Origin of the sequence: Candidatus Photobacterium acropomis, assembly GCF_030685555.1 — a bacterium.
GTDB lineage: Bacteria > Pseudomonadota > Gammaproteobacteria > Enterobacterales > Vibrionaceae > Photobacterium > Photobacterium lucens.
In genome coordinates, this window is the sequence record NZ_CP131609.1 from 728,232 (window position 1) to 752,798 (window position 24,567).

22 protein-coding genes and 1 rRNA gene are annotated in these 24,567 nt (G+C 42.9%); 11 read left to right on the plus strand and 12 right to left on the minus strand.

All coding sequences use genetic code 11. The annotated features are described in order from the left end of the window. From rpmD to Q7657_RS10165, 10 genes are all read left to right on the plus strand, one after another. Complete coding sequence (rpmD, locus tag Q7657_RS10120) at positions 1-180, plus strand: 50S ribosomal protein L30 (protein WP_005302823.1); 180 nt, start codon at positions 1-3, stop codon at positions 178-180. 5 nt (positions 181-185) lie between these two features. After that, positions 186-620: a 50S ribosomal protein L15 gene (rplO, locus tag Q7657_RS10125; protein ID WP_008988075.1), complete on the plus strand. Its 435-nt coding sequence runs from the start codon at positions 186-188 to the stop codon at positions 618-620. Positions 621-642: 22 nt separating this feature from the next. Next, positions 643-1,968, plus strand: coding sequence for a preprotein translocase subunit SecY (secY, locus tag Q7657_RS10130; protein ID WP_005370968.1), 1,326 nt, complete (start codon positions 643-645; stop codon positions 1,966-1,968). A gap of 29 nt (positions 1,969-1,997) precedes the next feature. After that, positions 1,998-2,111, plus strand: coding sequence for a 50S ribosomal protein L36 (gene rpmJ / locus Q7657_RS10135; RefSeq protein WP_000868186.1), 114 nt, complete (start codon positions 1,998-2,000; stop codon positions 2,109-2,111). A 144-nt stretch (positions 2,112-2,255) separates the two neighbouring features. Continuing rightward, the gene (gene rpsM / locus Q7657_RS10140; RefSeq protein WP_008988074.1) at positions 2,256-2,612 is read left to right on the plus strand and encodes a 30S ribosomal protein S13; all 357 of its coding nucleotides are present in this window, start codon (positions 2,256-2,258) and stop codon (positions 2,610-2,612) included. Positions 2,613-2,631: 19 nt separating this feature from the next. Continuing rightward, positions 2,632-3,021 (plus strand): 30S ribosomal protein S11, encoded by a 390-nt coding sequence (gene rpsK, locus Q7657_RS10145; protein WP_005370963.1) that lies wholly within the window; start codon positions 2,632-2,634, stop codon positions 3,019-3,021. 32 nt (positions 3,022-3,053) lie between these two features. Next, positions 3,054-3,674, plus strand: coding sequence for a 30S ribosomal protein S4 (rpsD, locus tag Q7657_RS10150; RefSeq protein ID WP_005370959.1), 621 nt, complete (start codon positions 3,054-3,056; stop codon positions 3,672-3,674). 23 nt (positions 3,675-3,697) lie between these two features. Beyond that, the gene (locus tag Q7657_RS10155) at positions 3,698-4,687 is read left to right on the plus strand and encodes a DNA-directed RNA polymerase subunit alpha (RefSeq protein ID WP_005370957.1); all 990 of its coding nucleotides are present in this window, start codon (positions 3,698-3,700) and stop codon (positions 4,685-4,687) included. Positions 4,688-4,721: 34 nt separating this feature from the next. Then, a complete protein-coding gene (gene rplQ, locus Q7657_RS10160; protein WP_008988073.1) occupies positions 4,722-5,108 on the plus strand; it encodes a 50S ribosomal protein L17 in 387 nt (128 codons plus the stop codon). Between the two features lie 95 nt (positions 5,109-5,203). Further along, positions 5,204-6,202 carry a glycosyltransferase family 4 protein gene (locus tag Q7657_RS10165; protein ID WP_107167442.1) on the plus strand — a complete coding sequence of 333 codons (999 nt, stop codon included), beginning with the start codon at positions 5,204-5,206 and terminating at the stop codon, positions 6,200-6,202. Here Q7657_RS10165 and Q7657_RS10170 read toward each other — a convergent pair. From Q7657_RS10170 to Q7657_RS10225, 12 genes are all read right to left on the minus strand, one after another. Then, positions 6,186-7,649, minus strand: coding sequence for a response regulator (locus Q7657_RS10170; RefSeq protein ID WP_107167443.1), 1,464 nt, complete (start codon positions 7,647-7,649; stop codon positions 6,186-6,188). The two genes, Q7657_RS10165 and Q7657_RS10170, sit on opposite strands and share 17 nt — an antisense overlap. Further along, positions 7,646-8,341 (minus strand): P-loop NTPase family protein, encoded by a 696-nt coding sequence (locus Q7657_RS10175; protein ID WP_053987243.1) that lies wholly within the window; start codon positions 8,339-8,341, stop codon positions 7,646-7,648. Before Q7657_RS10175 ends, Q7657_RS10170 begins: the two co-directional genes overlap by 4 nt. After that, the gene (locus Q7657_RS10180) at positions 8,338-11,628 is read right to left on the minus strand and encodes an SLBB domain-containing protein (RefSeq protein WP_107167444.1); all 3,291 of its coding nucleotides are present in this window, start codon (positions 11,626-11,628) and stop codon (positions 8,338-8,340) included. The genes Q7657_RS10175 and Q7657_RS10180 overlap by 4 nt, the downstream gene beginning before the upstream one ends. Next, entirely contained in the window at positions 11,625-12,416 is a 792-nt protein-coding gene (locus tag Q7657_RS10185; RefSeq protein ID WP_498827400.1) for an OmpA family protein, read from the minus strand. The genes Q7657_RS10180 and Q7657_RS10185 overlap by 4 nt, the downstream gene beginning before the upstream one ends. Then, positions 12,416-12,727 carry an STAS domain-containing protein gene (locus tag Q7657_RS10190; RefSeq protein WP_053987246.1) on the minus strand — a complete coding sequence of 104 codons (312 nt, stop codon included), beginning with the start codon at positions 12,725-12,727 and terminating at the stop codon, positions 12,416-12,418. Before Q7657_RS10190 ends, Q7657_RS10185 begins: the two co-directional genes overlap by 1 nt. Before the next feature lie 52 nt (positions 12,728-12,779). Next, on the minus strand, positions 12,780-14,567 hold the full coding sequence (locus Q7657_RS10195; RefSeq protein WP_107167446.1) for a sugar transferase: 1,788 nt from the start codon (positions 14,565-14,567) through the stop codon (positions 12,780-12,782). A 2-nt stretch (positions 14,568-14,569) separates the two neighbouring features. After that, entirely contained in the window at positions 14,570-15,637 is a 1,068-nt protein-coding gene (locus tag Q7657_RS10200) for a glycosyltransferase (protein WP_107167447.1), read from the minus strand. After that, positions 15,630-17,078: a sugar transporter gene (locus Q7657_RS10205; RefSeq protein WP_107167448.1), complete on the minus strand. Its 1,449-nt coding sequence runs from the start codon at positions 17,076-17,078 to the stop codon at positions 15,630-15,632. The genes Q7657_RS10200 and Q7657_RS10205 overlap by 8 nt, the downstream gene beginning before the upstream one ends. Before the next feature lie 411 nt (positions 17,079-17,489). Further along, on the minus strand, positions 17,490-18,629 hold the full coding sequence (locus tag Q7657_RS10210) for a glycosyltransferase family protein (RefSeq protein ID WP_107167450.1): 1,140 nt from the start codon (positions 18,627-18,629) through the stop codon (positions 17,490-17,492). A 1-nt stretch (position 18,630) separates the two neighbouring features. After that, the gene (locus tag Q7657_RS10215; protein WP_107167451.1) at positions 18,631-19,974 is read right to left on the minus strand and encodes an O-antigen ligase family protein; all 1,344 of its coding nucleotides are present in this window, start codon (positions 19,972-19,974) and stop codon (positions 18,631-18,633) included. Continuing rightward, positions 19,971-21,341: a lipopolysaccharide biosynthesis protein gene (locus Q7657_RS10220; protein WP_107167452.1), complete on the minus strand. Its 1,371-nt coding sequence runs from the start codon at positions 21,339-21,341 to the stop codon at positions 19,971-19,973. The genes Q7657_RS10215 and Q7657_RS10220 overlap by 4 nt, the downstream gene beginning before the upstream one ends. Next, positions 21,338-22,477: a glycosyltransferase family 4 protein gene (locus Q7657_RS10225; RefSeq protein WP_107167453.1), complete on the minus strand. Its 1,140-nt coding sequence runs from the start codon at positions 22,475-22,477 to the stop codon at positions 21,338-21,340. Before Q7657_RS10225 ends, Q7657_RS10220 begins: the two co-directional genes overlap by 4 nt. Positions 22,478-23,006: 529 nt before the next feature. On the opposite strand from Q7657_RS10225, the gene Q7657_RS10230 reads away from it, so the two are divergent. Then, a 16S ribosomal RNA gene (locus Q7657_RS10230) occupies positions 23,007-24,557 on the plus strand. Positions 24,558-24,567: the final 10 nt, after the last annotated feature.

Here is a 24,567-nt window from a genome sequence, read left to right on the forward strand (position 1 = left end):
ATGGCTAAAACTATTAAAGTAACCCAAACAAAGAGCTCTATCGGTCGTCTACCGAAGCATAAAGCTACTTTGCGTGGCCTAGGCCTTCGTCGCATCAACCACACTGTTGAACTTGAAGATACTGCTTGCGTACGCGGCATGATCAACAAAGTTTACTACATGGTTAAAGTTGAGGAGTAATCAGAATGCGTTTGAATACTCTATCACCGGCTGCGGGTTCTAAGCCTTCTGCGAAGCGCGTAGGTCGTGGTATCGGTTCAGGTCTGGGTAAAACTTGTGGCCGTGGTCACAAAGGTCAGAAATCACGTTCAGGTGGTTCAGTACGTCCAGGCTTCGAAGGCGGTCAAATGCCTTTGAAACAGCGTCTACCAAAATTCGGTTTTACATCACGTAAGAGCCTTGTAACAGCTGAAGTTCGTCTAGCAGAGCTAGCGAAAGTTGAAGGTGACGTAGTAAGCCTAGAAACACTAAAAGCTGCGAATGTTATCACTAAGGACGTTAAGTTCGTGAAAGTTGTACTTTCTGGTGAGATCGCTCGTTCAGTAACAGTGAAAGGCCTACGCGTTACTAAAGGCGCTAAAGCTGCTATCGAAGCTGCTGGCGGTAAAATCGAGGAATAATTAACTCGAGGATGAGGTACAGATGGCTAAACAACCAGGACAAGATTTTCGTAGCGCACAAGGTGGCCTAGCAGAGCTTAAGTCACGCCTTTTATTCGTATTAGGTGCGATCTTAATATTTAGAGCGGGTTCCTTTGTTCCTATTCCTGGTATTGACGCTGCTGTACTTGCCAGTCTGTTCGAACAGCAAAAGGGTACCATCATTGAAATGTTTAACATGTTCTCTGGTGGTGCACTCTCGCGTGCTTCTATTCTAGCGCTGGGCATTATGCCGTATATTTCGGCATCGATTATTGTCCAGTTGCTAACAGTAGTTCATCCAGCATTAGCTGAGTTGAAGAAAGAAGGTGAGGCTGGCCGTCGTAAGATTAGTCAGTACACCCGATACGGTACGCTTGTTTTGGCAACCTTCCAAGCAATTGGTATTGCAACGGGGTTACCAAGTATGATTCCAGGGCTTGTACATAATCCAGGCCCTAGTTTCTACTTTGTTGCAGTGGTTAGTTTGGTTACTGGTACCATGTTCTTAATGTGGTTAGGTGAGCAAATTACCGAGCGTGGTATTGGTAACGGTATTTCATTGATTATTTTCACTGGTATCGTTGCAGGTTTACCGCCAGCGATTGGACAGACCGTAGAGCAAGCGCGTCAAGGTGAATTGCACGTACTTCTTCTACTGTTAATTGCGGTTATATCATTTGCTGTTATTTACTTTGTTGTGTTTATGGAACGTGGTCAGCGTCGTATCGTCGTTAACTACGCTAAACGCCAACAAGGTCGACGTGTTTTTGCTGCGCAAAGCACACACCTACCGTTGAAAATCAACATGGCAGGTGTTATTCCAGCAATTTTTGCATCGAGTATTATTCTTTTTCCAGGAACGCTGGCTCAGTGGTTTGGTCAAAGTGAAGGTCTAGGTTGGTTAAGTGATATCTCACTTGCTCTAAGTCCTGGTCAACCTTTATATGTAATGCTTTATGCTGCTGCAATTATATTCTTCTGTTTCTTCTATACTGCGTTGGTTTTCAACCCTCGCGAGACAGCTGATAACTTGAAGAAGTCTGGGGCATTCATACCTGGTATACGCCCGGGTGAACAGACCGCAAAATATATAGATAAAGTAATGACACGTTTAACTCTTGCGGGTGCGTTGTATATTACGTTTATCTGTCTGATCCCCGAGTTCATGATGATAGCATGGAATGTTCGCTTCTATTTTGGCGGTACTTCCCTACTTATCGTAGTCGTTGTTATTATGGATTTCATGGCTCAAGTTCAGACACATTTGATGTCTCAACAATATGAGTCAGTTTTGAAAAAGGCTAACCTTAAAGGCTATGGCCGCTAAGTTAGTTTTCCATTTTACGGAGTTTAGCAATGAAAGTTCGTGCTTCCGTTAAGAAAATCTGCCGTAACTGTAAAGTTATCAAGCGCAACGGTGTTGTGCGTGTGATTTGCAGTGAGCCAAAGCATAAACAACGCCAAGGCTAATTAGCAGAAATATTTCTTGCAAATTGAAGATAGGTTGGCTACATTAGCCAACCATCTTTTGTTATGTGCAAAAGAATTGTTCACCGCTGCGTATCCTAAACGGGCTCTGCAGCGGTTATTCTTGTAAAGTACTAGGAGTGAATAGTGGCCCGTATTGCAGGCATTAACATTCCTGATCAGAAACATGCTGTTATCGCACTTACTGCGATCTACGGCATTGGTAAGACTCGTTCAAAAGCTATCCTAGCTGAAACGGGTATTGCTGAAGATGTTAAGATCAGTGAACTAACTGAAGAGCAGATCGATCTACTGCGTGATGGTGTAGCTAAGTACACTGTAGAAGGTGATCTTCGTCGTGAAATTTCCATGAACATCAAGCGCCTAATGGATCTTGGTTGTTACCGTGGTCTTCGTCACCGTCGCAGTCTACCTCTACGTGGACAGCGTACTAAAACCAACGCTCGCACTCGTAAGGGTCCGCGCAAGCCGATCAAAAAATAATCGGATAAGGTAGAGTACAATGGCAAAACAACCTACACGCGCTCGTAAGCGCGTACGCAAGCAAGTAGCTGATGGCGTTGCGCACATCCACGCTTCTTTCAACAACACAATCGTAACCATTACAGACCGTCAAGGTAATGCTCTATCTTGGGCTACTGCAGGTGGTTCAGGTTTCCGTGGTTCTCGTAAATCTACTCCGTTCGCTGCACAGGTTGCTGCAGAGCGTTGTGGTGAAATGGCTAAAGAATACGGCGTTAAGAACCTAGAAGTTATGGTTAAGGGCCCTGGTCCAGGTCGTGAGTCTACAATCCGTGCTCTAAACGCAGCGGGTTTCCGTATCACTAACATTGTTGATGCGACTCCGATCCCTCACAACGGTTGTCGTCCACCTAAGAAACGTCGCGTATAACGTTTCGTTTCTAGGAATTTGGAGAAAGAAAAATGGCAAGATATTTGGGTCCTAAGCTGAAGCTTAGCCGTCGCGAAGGCACTGACTTATTCCTTAAGTCTGGTGTACGCGCGATTGATACCAAGTGTAAAATTGATAACGCGCCGGGCCAACATGGTGCTCGTCGTGGTCGTCTATCTGATTACGGCGTTCAGCTTCGTGAGAAGCAGAAAGTTCGTCGTACGTATGGCGTACTAGAAAAACAATTCCGTAACTACTACAAGACAGCTGCCCGCATCAAGGGTAACACAGGTGAGAACCTGCTTCAGCTTCTTGAAGGTCGTCTAGATAACGTAGTTTACCGCATGGGCTTTGGCGCAACTCGCGCAGAAGCACGTCAGTTGGTAAGCCACAAAGCGATCCTAGTAAACGGTCAAGTCGTAAACGTTCCTTCTTTCAAGGTAGCGGCAAACGACGTTGTTAGCATTCGTGAGAAAGCTAAGAACCAAGCACGCATCAAAGCAGCTCTAGAAGTTGCTACACAGCGTGAACTACCGACTTGGGTCGAAGTAGACAGCAGCAAGATGGAAGGTACGTTCAAGCGTCTTCCAGAACGTTCTGATTTGTCTGCCGACATCAACGAACACCTGATCGTCGAGCTTTACTCTAAGTAAGGCTACAGTTAAGAGAGGACACAATGCAGGGTTCTGTAACAGAATTTCTTAAGCCGCGTCTTGTTGACATCGAACAAGTTAGCACGACACACGCAAAAGTAACTCTAGAGCCATTAGAGCGTGGTTTTGGCCACACTTTAGGAAACGCTCTTCGTCGTATTTTACTATCTTCTATGCCAGGTTGTGCTGTAACAGAAGTTGAAATCGACGGTGTGTTACATGAGTACAGCACCAAAGAAGGCGTTCAGGAGGATATCCTTGAAATTCTTCTAAACCTTAAAGGTCTAGCCGTTAAGGTTGAGGGTAAAGATGAAGTTATTCTTACTCTGAACAAATCTGGTGCAGGCCCTGTTGTTGCAGGTGACATCACCCATGATGGTGATGTTGAGATTGCGAACCCAGAACACGTAATCTGCCACATTACTGATGACAATGCTGAATTAAGCATGCGCATCAAGGTAGAACGTGGTCGTGGCTATGTACCAGCATCTGCTCGTATTCACACTGAAGAAGATGAGCGTCCAATTGGCCGTCTGTTAGTAGACGCTACTTACAGCCCAGTTGACCGTATTGCTTACGCTGTTGAAGCAGCTCGCGTTGAACAACGCACTGACTTAGACAAGCTAGTAATCGATATGGAGACTAACGGTACACTTGATCCTGAGGAAGCTATCCGTCGTGCAGCAACTATTCTTGCTGAGCAATTGGATGCATTCGTAGATCTTCGCGATGTACGAGTTCCAGAAGAGAAAGAAGAGAAGCCGGAGTTCGATCCGATCCTACTGCGTCCTGTAGACGATCTTGAACTAACTGTTCGCTCTGCTAACTGTCTGAAAGCAGAAGCGATCCACTACATCGGTGATCTTGTTCAGCGTACTGAGGTTGAGCTTCTTAAAACGCCAAACCTTGGTAAGAAGTCTTTAACAGAAATTAAAGATGTATTGGCTTCTCGTGGTCTATCTCTAGGTATGCGCCTAGAAAATTGGCCGCCAGCGTCAATCGCTGAAGATTAATAGTTTACTGATATCTAGTTAGAAGGATTAGGTCATGCGCCATCGTAAGAGTGGTCGTCAACTCAACCGCAACAGCAGTCATCGTAAAGCGATGTTCAGCAACATGGCTAGCTCTCTGGTACGTCACGAATTAATTAAGACTACCCTGCCTAAAGCAAAAGAGCTACGTCGCGTAATTGAGCCTTTGATTACCCTAGCTAAGACTGACAGTGTTGCTAACCGTCGTCTTGCATTCGCTCGTACTCGTGACAACGAAGTTGTTGCGAAACTATTTAACGAACTAGGTCCACGCTTTGCTAAGCGTCCTGGTGGTTACACTCGTATCATGAAGTGCGGTTTCCGTGCTGGTGATAAAGCTCCTATGGCTTACATCGAGTTAGTTGACCGTCCTGAAGCTCAGGAAGAAGCTGCTGCTGAATAAGCAATAGCCGTTAAATAAAAAAAGAAGCCGAGTCTTTAGACTCGGCTTTTTTTTTGCATCCTTTTTCAGTGTGTTGATGTCACACTGAGGAGAATATGCTTTATTTAATGTTAGATAGTTCTGGTTTTGGTGGTATTGAAAGCCATGTCTTGCAACTGTCTTTATTAATTCGAGAGAAAAAAGTTCCTTTCAAAGTTATTTTCCTTTCTCATGTTGATCATCACCCGCTTTATCGTCTCCTTGATAATAATCAGGTTGATTACATCGTAGCACCCGGTTTCTTTTCTTTATTATTCTTGTTTAAATCTGATGATGTGATCCACGCCCATGGCTATAAATCTTCTCTTTGGGCCAGATGTTTAAAACTTTTCCGTCGATGTAAGGTGCTAACTACTTTTCATGCTGGGGAATTTTTAATCGGTCGCCTTGCTTTTTATGAGCAGTTAAATCGCTATACCAGTTTTCTTTCCGTTAATTTTGCGGTGAGTGACGACATTAAGTCTAAAGTTCCTTTTCCATGTTCTGTATTAAATAATTTTATTCATGCGATCCCCCCTTTTCTTTTTCGTAGTCGACATAAAATTTTGCAAGTGGGGTTTGTTGGACGTTTATGTCACGTTAAAGGGATAGATCGTTATCTACAGCTATCTAATCAGTGCCCGACCATTCAATTTCATGTTTTTGGTGATGGCGAAGAAGCGAATTTATTGGCGAGTTATTCCAATGTTAAATGGCATGGTGCAGTTGAAGATATGTCGGGTAATTGGAATCAATTGGATTTGTTGTTGATCCCGTCCCGTGCTGAAGGCTTACCTATGGCTGCGTTAGAAGCGATGGCGAATGGTATCCCTGTTATTGGTACTCAGGTTGGTGATTTATCTCGACTTGTTGATTCACGTTGGTTAGTTGAGACTTATGAGTGGCCAAAATTGGTGTGGTATATTCTTTGTTTTGATTCTATGACCAATAAAGAATGGCAAGCATGTTCTAAATATAGCTATATTCAAGTTACGAACAACTTTAGTGGTATACAGCGGTGGTCGATTTTAGCGTCTGCTTATGGCGTTAATCGCGAGACTACCGATAAATGCTGATCAGTGTTTTATCATCGATAGTTGATTGTTGTGGGTTTGCCCATATTTTTTCATGACGCTGTATTGTTGTCTTATGACTTAGTCGTTCAAGAAAATGGGTTGTTATTGGCTTAGTAAATAACCCATCGCTATAGCAATGAACACTAATATTTGATGTGAGAGTAATACTTTTAGGTTTGATGAGAAGTTGTGGGTTAATACCTAATAAACCGATATTTTCTTCAAGATAGCATGTGTCTTTATGGCTTATTTTCAATGCTGAGGGCATGCCTGCATTATATATTTTTAAGTTATTTTCGTTATCTATTGTGATGATCATTAGGCAGATCATGTGGCGATTTTTTCTTGCTGATATGAGCTGATGATTGAGAATATGACAGATCTCTTCGGGTGTTTCGATTCCTGCATCCAGTAACCCTGCAATATAACCAAACCAACCTATCCCGTTTGCTCTCGCTAATGGCCCATGTCCCATGTTATCACCGAGTATGATCATTGCTGGAGCGGTACTTTTGGGTTTTCGATAAAGTAGAAAATCACCTTGGTTTACAGGGTATTGCTCAATATTGATTGTAATGTCTCGAACCGTAATTTTTTTTGGTAGCTCTGCTTGATATGGGGTCATTTGATCAAGTAATTGCTTTTCAAAAACTGAAGCAAGAATACTGTGACGTTTAAATACCCGTTTTAATATAGTGAGCAGTTTTTCTTTCTCTAAGGGTTTTGTTAGGTAATCGTCTATGCCAGCTCTGGCAGCTTCGAGTAATGTGGTGTCTTTGTTGTCACCAGAAATGAAGATAAAAGGCAGTGATTGGCAGTCTTGGAGCTGAGTGACTTTATCTCTAAAGGTAAAGCCGTCAATATCTGGCATATGTAAGTCGGTGATCACCATATCACAGCGACTGTGTGTTAACCATTCTAGTGCTTCACAGGGCTTACTAAATAAAATTAGCTGGTAGTGATGACGCAGAAATGTGGCGAATAAGGCTAATTGGCTCGGGCTGTCATCAACAATTAAGAGCTGGGGTTTAGCTTTTAAGCGCGGAATACTAAATCGGATAATATTTCTATTATTTGAAATAAAGTATTTAAAATCAGGAAAATAGGTGTTTATTAATGCTAGTCCTAATTTATTGCACGTTGGCTCTTCTGGTAATGTAGCTGACTGTATTTTATCTTCCATCTCATTCCAATATGAACCATTGTCGATGATTTCAAACCTTGCTTGATTGTTACGTAATCCATATTTTAATTCGACATGGCTAGCTGTGTTGTTTTGATGTACGAGTAAGTTTACGCAATATTCATTGCAAACGAGGATGATGTGTTGGCTGAGCTCATAGCTTAAATTGAGTTTGTAACTTTGTATTCTTAACCACTGACGCATGGTTTTTAGATTGTCGTAATTTAAGCTAAATGTTTGTTTGAAAAGGATCTGATGGATCATTGGTACTTTCCTTGTAACAGCTGACTTTTATTAAGTATTGTGGTGATCTTGTTTCTTATTTTTTCAGGTAACCACCACGCTTTTGAGTTCATGCTTTTTAATAATCGTTGGGCTAGCGTTGGATTAAATTGATCATTAATAATGATCCCTATGATGTTGCAGTTACTCTTTTCAAGTTTGGCAATGCTTGTCAGTAACTGACTTTCTGTTGTTTTGGCTGCTGACAAGCAAAGTAGGATCCCATCACTGGCATTGGCGATATTTACCGCAGGGAGGTTGCGCCAGTTAGCGGTATTAATATTGCCAGTATCACAAATAATATAGTGGTATTGCTGCTGCCAATATTGCAGTAGATAACGGAGTTTATGAGGTTGGCGTAAGGTCAGGACGGTTGATTGATCTTCTGGTTGAGGCAATATATCTAAATATTGATGCTTGACGATCAAAGATTGCTCTTTATTTTTGTTATCGGTTTCCCAGTGGATAGGATCGTACCCCTGACCAGATCCGGAAAGATCTAAATCGATCAATAAGACCTTGGTTTGGTTTTCAGAGCAGCGCTCAGCGAGCCAATAACTCATAGTTGAGCTACCGCATTTTTGATTGCAATTAGCGATACAGATGATCCTTAGCTGCAATTGATGGATCTGCTGGAATAGGTGTTCCATTTCCTCGCTTAGCCAGGGTTTCATAATGCCGCTCCTATTACGAGTAATGTTGTGACAAGGCTAAAGGCATCTTGCAATCCCTGACGCAAAAGTGCGGTTGTTGAATCTTCTTCATTTGGCACATATACCGTATCTCCTGGGCGAAGCATTGGGATCGGAGTATCTGCTGGATGTTTGATGTAATCACGCAAACTGAAAGTCTGGCTTTTATCGCCACAGCACGACGCATTGACGATCATGATTTTGTCGATATACGCTTTATCGGTTGGCCCTCCAGCCTCTGCGAGTAGATCTAATAATGACATCTGGCTATTAAATGAGTAGCGACCGGGTTTTTTGACTTCTCCCATTAATCTGACGACACGATCGGCTGGTTTATCGAGCCAGTCTCCATCTCGCTGTGGGATGTAAATAACGTCACCGGGTACAACTTTAGGGATCAGGCTTTCGTCACCGGTTTCAAAATAAAGGGTGAGATTTAAAGTGGTGACATCGGCATGTGTACCATTACGGTGACTGATTTTTATTTGTTGTAGATTGGCATCTTTATCGGGGCCATCAGCGGCGGCGAGAATATCTAAAAAGCTTAACTCCTCATTGAATGCATATCTTCCAGGGGCGTTAACTGCACCAAAGACATAAATGGATTCTTCAGCGTTTTGTCTGATCCAAGTGGATTTGTTATCAGTCGGATCATGAGGCAGTTCATCGACCATGATGGTGTCACCGGGCCTGATAATCGGCAGTCCAGCAAAGTTACCGCCTCTATCTATGAACTTTTCTAAATCGAAATAAATAATACTGTTAGGATCATTTTTATTTTTTTTGATGATCCGAATACTACTGAGGTTTGCCGTTTCTAGAGGGCCTCCCGCTAAGGCGAAGATCTCTAAAAAGGTTAGTTTTTTATTCCATTTAAAGCGTCCAGGTCCCTTTACGGAGCCGATCACCATCACTGTTTTATCATCTTTGGCTTTTAGCGTCTGTGGAACATAAATGACATCGCCTGGCAGAACCTTGGGGAGTAGTTTTTCATTGCCAGTTTCAAAATATTTAGCAAGATCAAGGTGGGTAACTCGGGTTTTTTGGCCGTTACGATGGGTGATCAATAACTCTTGTAAATCCGCATCCCCAATCGGCCCATCGGCCGCAGAAAGAATATCAAGAAAGCCCTGCTCTTTATTAAAAGCGTAGCGCCCCGGGGCACCTACGGCACCAAAAATATAAATGGAATCTTTAGCTGATTGACGTAGCCAGCTGGACTTATTGTCACTGGGATCATGTGGCTGCTCATCAACAATGATGGTATCGCCCGCCTTTATCTTTGGCAGCTTTTTATCTGGGTGACCTTCTTTAATAAAGTTTTCTAGATCAAAGAAGATCACTTGGTGCCCGATATCGCTAGGCTGTTTGGGATCAGGAAGCCGAACAATTCGGATGTTTGACATATTGGCTTTTTCTTTAGGGCCGCCAGCCATAGAGAGGAGATCAAGAAAAGTCAGTTTGTGATTGAAGTTAAACCGTCCTGGCTCGTATACGGCACCTATAATTTTGATTGCACTGTGATCTGATGGCTTTTTCGTTTTAGGGATGTAAATAACGTCTCCAGGTACCACTTTAGGTAATGCAGACTCATCACCTGTTTTAAAATACTCCGCGAGATCTAATTGGCTTACTTGGCTTGTGGTTCCATTACGATGGGTGATCAAGATCTCTTGTAGATCGGCTTCATTATTGGGTCCATCAGCAGCGGCAAGAATATCTAAAAATCCTTGTTCATCATTAAAAGCATAACGACCGGGAGCACCAATCGAGCCGAAAACATAGATAGAATCTTTAGGTGATTGGCGCAGCCAACTGGCTTTGTTATCACTGGGATCATCTGGTAATTCATCGACAATAATGGTCATGCCGGCAGAAAGTGGCGGCAATAGCCGTTTCGGACTGCCCTGTTTGATGAAAGTTTGTAGATTGAAAAAGGAAACATCATGGCCGTTGGTGATGTCTTCATCTTCGACAATTAACCGGATATTGCTCAGATTGGCTCGTTTTGTCGGCCCTTCTGCGTGAGCGAGTAGATCCATAAAATCCATCGCAGGGCTCCATTCATAACGCCCCGGAACGTTGACTGCGCCAATGATCTTTATGGAGCGGTCTTCCGTAATTTTGAGCCAAGATTTTTCATTGACGGTGGTTTTTTCAGGAACAAAGATGACATCACCCGTCTTCATGAGTGGAACATGGTAGTTTTGCGGATTTTTTGTAAACTCGACGAGATTGATAATAATAGGCGCTTCCGTTTCACTGAGGATTTTGATTTGTGTGGTATCGGCAAAACGGGTTGGTCCACCGGCATTGGCTAAAACATCAATAAACTTGGTTTCTTTTCCGATCTCATAAGGGCCAGCAGCCTTTACTTCTCCCATTACAAAAACGGTTCTTGCCGTGGTACTGATATCGTCGACTTCAATTGGGGCAAAAATTGTTGTTCCGGGCTGTACTGGTGGCAACATGGTTTCATCACCAGTATCGAGGTAGGTTTTTAAATCAAATTGATAGGGTTTGTTATCGGTTACAACACGGATTTTTGTGACATCGGCATAACGGGTTACTCCATCAGCTCGCATTAAGGCATCGACAACATTCATTTCAGGTTTATAGCTAAATGTTCCCGGATTTCTTACCTCACCAAATAAAGTTAATCCGTTTCGCTCATTTGCATCCCCTGCGTTTTGAATGGCAGCAGCATCAAAGTCTACTTCAATATTGCCAAGTAGTGGAGAGACTGGCACAAACACGGTGTCGCCATTAGAGAGGATTGGCAGCGATGATATATCACCTGTATCTAAGTATTTTTTATAGTTGAAACTACGTTGTACTTCATTTTGTGTAATCACAAATTTATCTAGCTGTGCACCTGGCCTTGCTCCTCCTGCCGCCGCTATTGCCAGCTGGACATTGCTATTGGGTTTTAGAGAAACCGTACCAGGCTCTTCGACGTAACCGAGGACATGAATACGGATGAGCTGCTCTTTGAGGGTAAGTTTAAAATCATCGAGGTTTCGGAAAACCACTGATAAGCTTTGTTTAATTTTACGCTCAGCGTCTGCAATAGTGAGATCGGCAATGGTCACGGCTCCTACTTCTGGTAGTTGAATTTTGCCGTGATCATCAATAATAAAGTCTTCAGTAAAGGTTTTTTCTCCCGGTACAAAAATGAAAATGCGATCACCGGCTGTTAGAGTCGTTGTACTCTCTGCAGCTATTGCAACGTTGGTTAAGAAAAGAAGAAGACAGAGAATACGGATCATAGGCCGTCTCGAATTGCATGCCAGTCCTTAATATCAAAAACACGATGAATAGACTGGGCGTGATGTTCAACCAAGACTCTTGCTTCTACTTTACGGTTACTTAATTGTTTCGTGAGCGTGTTATCACCGATGGCTTGGCTTTCTCCCATGCTTGTGACACTGATTTGATTGGTATTGACGCCATTTTCGACGAGGAAGTCTTTAACGGTATTCGCTCTGGCTAAACCTAGGTAATAATTACTCTGTGTACCGCCTTGGCTATCGGTATAACCAATGAGTTGAAGTAGCCAGTGTTCTTGGCGTTTGATAATTTCAGCTGCGTAAAGTAATGATTTTTTATATTCAGGCAGCAGTTCTGTTTTATTTAACGCAAATTGATTATCAACGGCCATATAAAGTAAGAAGCGTTCTTTAAGTTCCACTTCTGAGTAATGTGGATCAAGACATAAGGTGTGATATTCCAACCAATCCATTTGTTCTTGAATCACTGCATTTTGCGTTTGATATTTGAGTAAGGTGATTTCTGCATCTTTAACAAACCCCGATAAGGCTTCTTCTCGTGCTTTGCGGTAGAGGTTTTCAAGTGTGATGTATTGACCTGGTAAACAATGCTTTGCACCACGTACTGCCAATAATTGCATTTCAAAACGGTGATGTTCGAGTAGACGTAGTTGAGCTTGTTGTGCGGGTGGCAATGGGACTTCACCAGGTGCAGGCCAAAATGAGTTGCTACAGCCAGCAAGTAGTGCGATAAGAAAAAGGAAAATACACCGATGGTTACTATTCATCATGTTAATTCAGCTGATGTGATCAGCGGAATGACTTTATCAATCCGTAGCATTTGCATCAGCTCCCTTGGTTGTCCATTCACATTAAGTAGGCGTAAACGACGTCCACGGCTTTTTAAACGTTTATATAAAAAGACAATGGCACCAATGCCGCATGAGTCAATGAATTGCACTTTTGTCATATCGATCACTAATTCCATGCGTTCGGTTTGGCTAAGAGCATCAAACTCTTTTTCAAGCTCTTTAGCTCGCTGAGCATCAAACTCATCTTGTAACGTTATCGCAATCACCGAATTAGAAGAAGCGAACATAAGGTGTTCCTTATTGTCTATTTTAATAAATGTAATTCAAAGGTTGTGCCAATTATTGTCCACGTCTTGTAACCATAATGTATGCCGTTTTGAGCAAAATATAGCAGTCCATTCTAAGCCATTGTAATGGCGAGGCTAATGCCACTGAGTAAGCATAATCCCATGCTATCTTTGCTTTTACGTCTTCAATACAACTGTCGTACCCCTGATTGACTTGGGCAAGACCTGTGATCCCCGGGCGTAAACCTCGAGTTCGCTCAAGGTAGAATGGCAATGCATTTTGCAAACTACCACATAGCTCAGGACGTTCAGGACGAGGACCTATCAGTGACATGTCGCCTTTTATCACATTGATAAACTGGGGAAGTTCATCAAGTCGGGTATCACGTAAAAAGCACCCTATTCGGGTGATTCTGGGATCATTTTTACGTGACCATACGGCACCACTTTCAGCTTCTGCATTGGGCTGCATGGTGCGAAATTTCAACATCGAGAACAGCATAATATGTTCATCATTGATCTGTCCGACCCGTACTTGACGATAGAAAATATCGCCTTTTGAGTCCAAACGTATGAGTAGAGCAATAAAAGGCCATAAAGGCAGTGTTAATAACAGACCTATACAGCTTAGAACAATATCAAAAAAGCGTTTGAGGATGAGTGTGCTGGTATTTTGGTAATGATGAATTGGCGGCTTATTTTTCCAGCCATGCTTAAATTGACCAAAGAGATAACGCACCATACCAATAAAAGATGAGAGGTAACCTCCGATCAGGTAATGCAGTTTATCTAAAAAGGTGTGTTTTACGCCTATCAATGGCAATGCGGCTAAACCGTATCCGACACATTGGATACCGGTTAGCCATAGTGCGAAAGATGAACCTTGGCTAGCAAGATAAAGTGTTAAACCTAAATAAATGATCAGGATAAAAGGCATGAGTGTTCTCAACCCCTTACCTGAAGCAAATAGCCATTTGACCCCTGGCTGGTGGAGGTTAAATACAAATCGACAGCGGATCAGTTGCTGTAAGTTACCAGCGCCAATGCGTTGTCGTCGTTGATGTGTTTCTTCATCACTGCTGATATCGAGTTCAATACTGTTAATGCACTCGTTATAAATCACGGTGTAGCCTTGCTTGAGTACCTGCATCGGTAACATGAAATCATCGTTAATGGTGTCATGAGGTAACGGCTGAAATAATCGCGTTCGCATAATATAAAACGCCCCATTACCACCGATAACGCTACCTAAATGTGACTCAGCAAAGCGCATATTATTCTGCCAAGACCAATACTGTTGCTCACCGGTATTGCCATTATAAATAAGGTAATTGCCGGTGATGGCACCAACTTTCGGATCGTTAAAACTATGAATAGCTTGCTTGAGGGCATCAATGGAAATGAGTGCTGATACATCACTTAAAGCGACTAACTCGGCATAAGGTTGCGCCATGGTCATTAATTGATTGAGGCGAGCTAATTTCCCTTTATTACTGGTACTGATTTGTAGTTGAAAATGAATATTGGCTCGTTGGAACTGACTTTGCCATTGTTGGCAAATCTTGGCGGTATCATCACAGCAGCCATCACAGCAAATAAAAATAAACAGTTTATCTGCGGGATAATCGAGCATTAATAAATTTGCTAACTTATCGTTGATGTGGGCGGCCTCATTATAAGCTGGAATGATGATGGCAATAGCGGGAAAACTGTTGGGTTCAATCGTGACAATTTTTCTTTTTAAATGACGTCCATACCACACCATGACAGCACTATAGATGATGTGGTGATAGATAATGATCAGAGTAAGAATAAGAAGGAGCAGCCAACTTATTGCCATAATTATCTCCCTAGCGCTTCGTAAGCGGCTGTCATGGTTCTTACATCGGCAAACTGTTGTATAAATTGGGCAATTTTATGTTCGCAGATGTTTTGAGTGATGACGTGCTGAAGTGCTTGTGAAAGCTGTTTGGGATCATCGGGTAACACAAGCTGGCTGCTATCTGGGTAAGTAAAATCAGGGATGGCACCAATACGGGTAGCGACAATCGGTTTACCACTGGCTTGGGCTTCAAGTAATGCTAGCGGTAGTCCTTCATGACGAGATGGCATACAAAATACGTTAATTGCTCGATAGAAATATCGCATATCCTCACAATAACCGAGCCACTGGATCCGTGTTGCTACTCCAAGCTGCCTTGCAAGCTGTTTTAGATTCAGTGATTCATAACCATCACCTGCAACCACTAATTGATATTGTGCAGGAAGTGAAGAAAGAGCATGGATCATGGTATCGATGCCTTTTTCACTGACTAAGCGCCCAGCACAGCCAATGAAAGTGCCGTCTTGAGGTAAATTGAGATAGTGTCGAGCTTGGGTTTGATCGCCAATACAAAAAAAGTGGCAGTCGATACCATTATAAATAATGTGATTTGCGGCTCGTCCAAGGAGTTGTTGCAGATCTTTAGCTACACTAGGGGCATCGGCCACTAGAGCGATGTTTTTACTTTTGAGTAGCCAACGCGTCATGTTTTTTTGTTTTGGATCTTGTAAATGCCAGCTGTCATGTTCGGTGTGGATATGAGCGCGATTTAGCCCAATGAGTGCTAGCCGACTGTAAAGTAAAGGACCTAGGTGATGACTATGAATGGTCGTGATATTGAACTCTTGGATCACTTTGCGTAGTTGATAGGCTGTTTTGAGATGCACGCCTTGTGGCTTATTTAAAAAGATGAGCTTATCTTTAAACATGGCTAATTCGGGCCATGCTTTTATGGAGGCCAAGAGGTTGCCTTCGAGTGATGCAATGTAGACATGATGATGAGGCGAAGCAAAGCGTACAAGATTTAGTACGAGTTTTTCTAGCCCGCCGGGACGAAGATGTTGGACGATTTGTAGCGTTCTAACCATCCTCTAGCTCCTTTGAAAAATAAGGAATACGCACCAAAATCGGGTAAGAGATTAATTGGTGAATATGATTGGATTGATATAACCGCGTATCAAAAAGAATGGTTACTCCAACCAGAAATAGTGAAACCACAGTGCCAAGTACAATACCGAAAGCGAAATTCATCCACCAAGGCCAGTTCTGCGGTGATTTCGGTACTGTCGGTTTATCTATAATTTTTAATTTATCAGGCTCTTCAAAACGACCGAGATGACCTGTGACTCGTGCCATTTCATAACGTTCGAGTAACTGGTTATAAATAGTCGATTTCACTTTATAGTTTCGCTCCAAGCTGGTGAGCTTTTTCTCTAGCTCTGCAAATTCAACCCGTTTACTAATAATGGTTGCTGCTTGTTCTTTGAGGAGTAATAGCTCTTGATTAATGGCATCAATTTCAGATTCTGCTTGCTGTAGGGCTTCGAACTGGCTGAGTAATATAGGCTGTGTTTTATTTTCAGGATCTTGAGAGCTATTAGCGAGACGTTGCCAGAGGCTATCGATTTGAGCGGGTGTCAGTGATTGTTGTAATTCGACCTGACGAGTGCGCTCTTGCTTTAAACGATCTAAGCGTCGAAGCACGTTTTTGATGGATGAGTGTTTGTCTGTATAGCTGGCACGTAATACCACTAACTCAGCTTCAGCAATGACAATTTCTTGCTCTAGCTTACCTATTACTGGATTGGTGTTGATGAGTGTTTTATACATGCTGTCACGCTTACTTTTGGCGTGGAGTAAGGCCAATTCTGATTCGTTTATCTGCCTCGTTAATTTAATACTAGTATCAACATTCACACCTTGCAGTAGTGGAAGATTATCTGCGTTTTTAGCTTTAAAGCTTGCCAATGCACTTTCGGCTAATTCCAAATCTTTTTGGGTGGTAGTGAGTTGTTTTTGAAGAAAGACTTCGGAGTTATCAATAGAGGCGCGCCCCGGAGCCCGTAGTTTCTCTAGAAAGATCCGTGATAGTACCGTGAGTATTTGCGGTATTTCTTCAGGGTTACGCCAAATCAAACTCATCTGAACCAGATCATTGCCTGTTAACTCTAAATTGATGCCTTGTTCTAGCTGCGCTGCGATAGCTTTGACCTGCTTTGGGCTATTGTTGGGTACCATGTTTAATTCTTCGATCACGGTTGCTAGTGTTGATTGACTTTGGATCACTACTTGTAGTGCTTTGATCCTTTGTTGAATATTCATTGAAATAGAAAGATCTTCTAAAAAGGGATTCAGTAACGCTGCTTCTTGGACCAAAATTGTTGTTTCAGAGTAGTAATATTTGGTTTTGAGAAAACCACCAATGGTCATCAAAAAAGGCATGATAAGGATCGGTAATATTAATAAATAGCGATGTAGCCATAACCCATACAGTAATGGATAGAGCCGAGTAATGAGTAGGTGACGCATGTAACTAGTTACTCCGAAGGAGCAGTGTATTAGCGGTTATGTTTGGGGAGTACTCCAAGGTTAAGGGAATTTGGCGTTCATGAGCAATCGACTCAATGTTTTGCATGCGTTTCTGACTATGAAGCAATGCTTCAAATTTATTATTAAGCTTGGCTGGGCCTACGATAACCGTGATGTTGTTATAAGAGTAGGTGTCAAAAAACTGGATGATTTTTCGCCGTTGCTCTGCGGTTAATGTGATTTGTTCCGCGCTAAAAAATAGTTCTAATTGATTATTTGATTGAGGAGAATTGGCACACCCAACCAACCCTATCACTATGATTAGATAAAGCATTCGCATCATCACAAATTCTCTTTTTGCTGTGTGTATAAAAAAGGGTGCAAAAAGAGTGCCTGATGTAAGGATTTTACCTATTTGTGATGTTGGCAGCGGATCGTTTGGATTTGATTGAGGATCTGCTCTACACGTTGTTGCCAACTCTCCCCCTGTACACGCTGATGAGCAGATTGTTTATAGAGAGCCCGTTGCTCTGAGCTAAATTGCAAAATGTGATCAATCGCATCAAGCCACTGTTGGGGGGTCTTGGCAATGATCACCGGCGGAGCATAGTCGTTTGCAGCTTGATAGTGGCTACTGATCACCGGACACCCTGCGGCTAAATATTCTCGTAATTTTAGCGGATTGCATGCTTGGATTTGGCGGTTATCAACGAAAGGTAGAATCGCAATACTCCAGTGCTGGAGATAATTAACAAGTTGATGGTGAGGTACTGCCGGTAGGATCTGGATATTTTTATTTTGCAAGAGCTCTGCTTGGCGACATTCTTTGTGACCAATGAAATAGAACTGGATATCAGGACGTTGCTTGGCAAGATACTCTAACAACGCATAATCGAGCCAAGTGTTTAAGCTACCATAAAAGCCAATACTAGGACGATCTTGTTGGATCGCTGGTGGACAATGTGTTGGAGATTGAAATAAGTTGAGATCAACGCCGTGAGGAAGATAAACGGTTTTAGTGGCTGGAAAGTGCGGCATTAGCTGTTGATTGGCAAGATAGATAAGATCGGCTTGATCAATTAATGTCAGTTCAGCTTGTGTCGTTTTGTTATGATCGACCCCTGAGAGAGCTGAGAAATCATCACCACAGTAATAAATGATCATATCGGCTTGGCACAGATCAAGATAATCAACCGCACTAGGGAGCGCGATCCAAATAATCCGAAAATGTTTTTTAGCGGGGATCTGTCTGGTCAATAGGCAGTGGTTGAATCGCTTGATAATTGGATTGGTTGCCAATGGCCAAACGAGAGGTTTGATCACCTTTTTTATTGCGGCAGCTGAAAGCGTATTTGGTCGGATGTTCGTTGAAAATAAAAATGCGCCGATCTTTTCACTTATGCGTTTGAGATCTGTGATGTTTATTTGTGGTTGCCGTAAGCCAATCGAGTTTATCCAATACACTGGGTATTGCTTAGCGATGAGTGACAGTAAATGTTGGCTACTCGATGGATGACGTCCCCAATCCTCGCCAAAAACCAGAAATTCCATATCAAGAACCTGTATGTTGTGGATGTCGGTAAAGTTGGGTGGTGTCTTGTGACAATCGATCTGTTGCGATTAACAAACTGAGTAAAATGTAGAATGGCCAGGTTGTGCCTTGGGTAAGAAAAGTCCCACTGACAGAAAAGGAAATCATACCTAGCCATAAACCTTCAGCGAGTGGTTGATAGTTGCTGTGTTTTAACCGATGAAGAAGGCGGTAACTGAGCTGAAATGTTTTAACGACTAAAATGGCAAAGAATAATAAGCCGACGAAGCCATTTTCTGACAAAATTTCAAACCATGAGCTATGGACAGCGTGATTTTTTTTATCCCAATGTAAGGTGTAAAAGAAATAATTATTATAGAAATTACCTAATCCCACCCCAGTCATTGGGTTATCAACGGCCATTAAAATAGCGGCTACCCAAGCATGAATACGTCCCATTGCAGATTCATCAATCGTGCCTGAACTTGCACTTGATACAAACCGATTTTCAAGCCCTGCGGCAGCGAACAGTATAATGATCCCAACAGCAGTAATGACCATAGGCATCACGATATTTTTGCTGTGTAATAAGATGGCCATAAAAATTACACTGATCACACCTAATTGCCCACCACGACTTTCAGTCACTGTAATGCCAGCTAGTAACATTAATGTCGCTGCGATCGCTAAGCATTTTATGAAGCGAGATGAATTAAATATATAGACTAAGGTAAATGAGAGTGGGAAGAGTAAAACTAAGGAAAGATCATTAGGATCCCCAAGCATCGAGCCAAACTCTCGTCCAATCGTGACTCGGGTCACTTCGACTAACCCTATACCATGTACTTTGTTATATAGGGTAAAAAAAGCAATTAATAAGCCACATAAGATCAGCAATAAAGGGATACGTTTTAATTGATTGATATTTGTCGGCAGCAAGCTAATAGCAAACACCATTAATACAATTTTAGAAAAGTTGCCAGTGAGCATTTCGAATGATTCTGTGCGGTTAGATGCCAATACACAGCAAATAGCGACCCATAACGCAAAAATGAGTAGCCAAGTATGTAATGGATGCCATTGGAAGCTACTAAAATTAAACCAAACTTGCCAACTTAATCCTGCAAGACAAGCCAATGCCAATAATTGAGGGATCTTAAAAGGCTCTAGCCATGGCATCGCCTCATGTAACCGAAAGTAAGAAAATAAAATAAACCAAATACACAATAGAAAAGCACGTTTGATCACAAAGGGGATGGCAAGTACCCCGAGTAAAGCGAAATAATGTTTTAGAGTGTATTGGCTAATAGCAAAACTACTCATTGTTGCTATAAAAGCAATGATCACTTGTTTGGTTTTTGTCATGGCTGAAGCCCCCGCAAGACATCACGGTAGTGACAATAATGACGCCAAGGCCAGTACACTTGAAAACAGAGCAGTGCTGTTAAAATCATGAGTAAAAAAGTGAGCTGATATTGCTGACAAAAACAGAGTAAGCAGATCAAAGCGAAGCTCAAAAACAATGAAGGAAGAGGGTACGATAATGGTAGATGGTATTGGCTATATAAATAAAAAATCACTAAGCGCAATGCTTGAATACTGATCCCACAATATATCAGCACTAAAATATCAAACATCGGAAGAATAAAAATAAATACCAGCAGTGAGAGCAGTGTTGAGAGGCTATTGATCATTAAAATGCCTTTGCCATGCTCATGGTAATAGCAGCCAACATTTAAAAAAGTACAGCAACCTTTAAGCATTAACCAAAGCGCAATAAACGGGATCAAAATACTGCTGTAATGAAAGGCAGGTTCAAGCCAAAAGCGTAAAAAACTGGGACCACATAAAATAATTGCAGCCGCAACTAATATACAAAGCTGACAGGCTAATATCGTAATATTAGCCAGTTGTTGTTTTTGCTCTTCACTATTTACCAAACTAAATCGTTTGGGAAACCACCAGAGAGAGAAAGGCTCAATGAATAAACTGGCTGCAACTCCCCACTGCATCGCAATAGCGTAAGGCGATACCGCATCCACTCCTAAATAATGGGCGATTGCCCAGCGCTCAGCCCCTAAAGAAATAAAACCAAGTAGACCTGAGATTGTCAGTATCACTCCATATTTCAATAAGGTGACATTTAAACTCAAGCTAGGCTTCGGCCATTGTTGGTATAACAATACACTGCCAATCAATTGGGCAAGAAGTCCAGCGAAAGCAATGCCATTTACTCCCCATGTGCGAACCAAGGATAAAATTAGGCCAGCTTGTACCAGTGCGACAATAACCTGGACGGTAATAAAGCGTGTCGCATTATCATCAATGCGTAACTTGGCTAATGGAATAGCATTGAGTGCATTGAGAAAAATCGTATAAATAAAGCAATTAAATGCAAATAATGGAGGGGGACCGGGGAGTAATGTTTGAAACTGTGGACTTAAAAACAGTAGCAAACTGGTGAGTATCAAGCCGCATAGTGAAACTTGCCATAATGCTTGCCCAAGTAAACGCTCAGGTTGTGAGTCATCATGATAAAAACGATATACCCCATCGATGACACCAAGAGTGATGAGGAGTGACAGCAGTGTGGTGAGTACCAATAGCACATCCAGTTTACCGTAATTTTCGAGCCCGAGTTGGGATGTGACATAAGGTTGCAGTGCTAGCCCTATCAATTTACAGAAAACCAGCCCAATGCCGTAAATCGCCACAACCTTAAAGGTTTTCATAATGCTTCAATCCATTGCGATAACCGTTTTGCTTGAATCTCGGCAGTGAAATGTTGCATGACGTGGCGATACCCTAACTCTCTTTGTTTCAGCAATGCTTGGTGAGTGTGTTGCTGGTGGCGAGTAATGGCATGAGCTAGCTGTTCTGGCGAATCCCTATCCACCATGATCCCAATATCAGGGGGTAAAATTTCGCAGCAACCATCAAGGTTCGTTGTAATAATAGGAAGCCCGAGTGCTAATGCCTCTTTTAATACCAAAGGTCCGGTATCCGTATCCCCATTAGCAGCAATCGTAAAAGGGGCGATTAAGCCTTGATAGCGTTCGGCATGGGAGCGAAGCCAATTGGCATCTTGGCTCCCTAAAAAAGAAACAACATTGGTTAATTGGTGTTGTTCGCAGAACCAAGCTAACTGCGCTTTCAGCGGGCCGTCACCGACAATATCGACCTTGATAGGATGCTTTAATTGCAGCAATGCTTGTAGTAGCGTCATCACGCCTTTTTTTTCTACCAAACGTCCAATAAAGAGAAAGCGTTCAGATGGATGCCAATCTTCAGTTAACAAGGGATAGTTTTGCTCTTCAATACCACAGGGTAAATAATGAACAGGCGTATCTGTTTGTGGCTGTAAGTGTGCATGCATTGCTTTAGTTACAGCACAGCAAAATTGGCAATGTGCCAGCTTGGCGAGCAAATCCTGAGGGCCGGCATAAATATCGGCACCATGACCGACAAACGACACTGGAATATTAAGTGTTTTAGCTGCAACTATCGCAATGGCAGCACTGTGCCAGGCAAAATGTGCATGAAGGTGTTGGCAGTGATGATGATCAGCCCACAATGCCAATTGTAATCCTTGGCGGATCAAGGCTAATCGACCAAATTCGTGTTGTTGAGAAATAAAAGGCAAACACCGAAAAGCATAAGGAATGTGACGAAAGCTGTAATAGGGCAAGCTTGACGAATAGCTGCATTGCTTCATGAGAGGGATATCAGCTTGTTGGTAATGCTGTCCTTTAACGAATGAGAAAGGAATGATTTGATGGCCAATTGCAGCCATCGCCCGCATTTCAACCCCTGTAAAAGTTTCAGATAAAGTGGGGAAACAAGGGATCACATAACCAATCGTCTTCATCATTCGGCTCCATGGTGCGATTAGATAAAATGATTCAAACTTAATGCCATGTTTTAGTGACACCGAAGTAAGAAAAATACGAATTTTTAAGACTGGTTATATTAGAACGTGATTAAAAGAAGATTGTTTTTGCAATTCGCAACTAAAATTGAATACGTGAAATGCATATTCCAATAGAGTGAAAGCATTAAAAAGCAGCGTTAAAAGCGATATTGGGTAAATACTAAACACTTAAATGTTTTTGTGAATTTTATGCTTGTCATCTCCAATTTAGCTCCTATAATGCGACCTCACTGACACGGAGCGAGCCACTGGCAAGCAACGAAATCAGTATTGTTCTTTAACAATTTGACCATGCAATCTGTGTGGGCACTCGTTGAATGATTAGTCAAAAAGATTTATCAATGATACTAGTGACCAATTTGATTCACCTCTTTATATAAAGAGGGGTATCAGCACAGTCAATTCATTCATCATTTATGATGAATTAACAGTATTCATTGAGCCGGTCGAAAGACCAACAAAACTTTAATTGAAGAGTTTGATCATGGCTCAGATTGAACGCTGGCGGCAGGCCTAACACATGCAAGTCGAGCGGCAGCGACTTAACTGAACCTTCGGGGAACGTTAAGGGCGGCGAGCGGCGGACGGGTGAGTAATGCCTGGGAATATGCCCTGATGTGGGGGATAACTATTGGAAACGATAGCTAATACCGCATAATCTCTTCGGAGCAAAGAGGGGGACCTTCGGGCCTCTCGCGTCAGGATTAGCCCAGGTGGGATTAGCTTGTTGGTGAGGTAATGGCTCACCAAGGCAACGATCCCTAGCTGGTCTGAGAGGATGATCAGCCACACTGGAACTGAGACACGGTCCAGACTCCTACGGGAGGCAGCAGTGGGGAATATTGCACAATGGGGGAAACCCTGATGCAGCCATGCCGCGTGTATGAAGAAGGCCTTCGGGTTGTAAAGTACTTTCAGTAGGGAGGAAGGCAGTGTCGTTAATAGCGGCATTGTTTGACGTTACCTACAGAAGAAGCACCGGCTAACTCCGTGCCAGCAGCCGCGGTAATACGGAGGGTGCGAGCGTTAATCGGAATTACTGGGCGTAAAGCGCATGCAGGCGGTCTGTTAAGCAAGATGTGAAAGCCCGGGGCTCAACCTCGGAACAGCATTTTGAACTGGCAGACTAGAGTCTTGTAGAGGGGGGTAGAATTTCAGGTGTAGCGGTGAAATGCGTAGAGATCTGAAGGAATACCGGTGGCGAAGGCGGCCCCTGGACAAAGACTGACGCTCAGATGCGAAAGCGTGGGGAGCAAACAGGATTAGATACCCTGGTAGTCCACGCCGTAAACGATGTCTACTTGGAGGTTGTGGCCTTGAGCCGTGGCTTTCGGAGCTAACGCGTTAAGTAGACCGCCTGGGGAGTACGGTCGCAAGATTAAAACTCAAATGAATTGACGGGGGCCCGCACAAGCGGTGGAGCATGTGGTTTAATTCGATGCAACGCGAAGAACCTTACCTACTCTTGACATCCAGAGAACTTAGCAGAGATGCTTTGGTGCCTTCGGGAACTCTGAGACAGGTGCTGCATGGCTGTCGTCAGCTCGTGTTGTGAAATGTTGGGTTAAGTCCCGCAACGAGCGCAACCCTTATCCTTGTTTGCCAGCACTTCGGGTGGGAACTCCAGGGAGACTGCCGGTGATAAACCGGAGGAAGGTGGGGACGACGTCAAGTCATCATGGCCCTTACGAGTAGGGCTACACACGTGCTACAATGGCGTATACAGAGGGCTGCCAACTCGCGAGAGTGAGCGAATCCCATAAAGTACGTCGTAGTCCGGATTGGAGTCTGCAACTCGACTCCATGAAGTCGGAATCGCTAGTAATCGTGAATCAGAATGTCACGGTGAATACGTTCCCGGGCCTTGTACACACCGCCCGTCACACCATGGGAGTGGGCTGCACCAGAAGTAGATAGCTTAACCTTCGGGAGGGCGTTTACCACGGTGTGGTTCATGACTGGGGTGAAGTCGTAACAAGGTAGCCCTAGGGGAACCTGGGGCTGGATCACCTCCTTACCTAAAGACT